At 69.7% G+C, this 412-nt stretch carries 1 pseudogene; it reads left to right on the top strand.

Annotated features, from left to right (window positions below):
- Positions 1-207: 207 nt before the first annotated feature.
- A pseudogene (locus tag OQ02_RS39340) lies at positions 208-412 on the top strand (aminoglycoside phosphotransferase family protein); the annotation flags it as partial.

Genomic DNA, 412 nt, shown 5'->3' with positions numbered 1-412 from the left:
ATCCGGAACCAAGCTCGCGACGCTGCTGATGTCGACAGGCGAGCCGGATCGAGCCGTTGCTGTGGCCACCCGGGCCCTGGACGACGTCGGACGCCTACGCTCCCGGCGTGCCGCTACCTATGTCGCCTCCTTGGCGAGGGCCGCAGCTCCCTTCAGCCGGAGGCCGGAGCTCGCCGAGCTCCGAGCCAGAATCGGTACCGTACTGGCATGACCACGACCGACATCGAGGCGTCCCGGGCACTGCTCGCGGAAGCTGCGGCGGCACGCGGCTTCTCCGCCCAGGGCGCCACCCTCATCCGACTGGCCGAGAACGCGATATGGCGGCTGACCGCCGATATCGTCGTCAGGATCGCCAGGCCCGGTCAAGAGGCAGCCGCCGCTCGCGAAGTCGCCGTGGCACGGTGGCTAAGTG

This window comes from Saccharothrix sp. NRRL B-16314 (assembly GCF_000716595.1).
Classification (GTDB): Bacteria; Actinomycetota; Actinomycetes; order Mycobacteriales; family Pseudonocardiaceae; genus Actinosynnema.
Note: the sequence above shows the minus strand (reverse complement) of the source record. Positions and strands in the feature narration are given on the sequence as shown.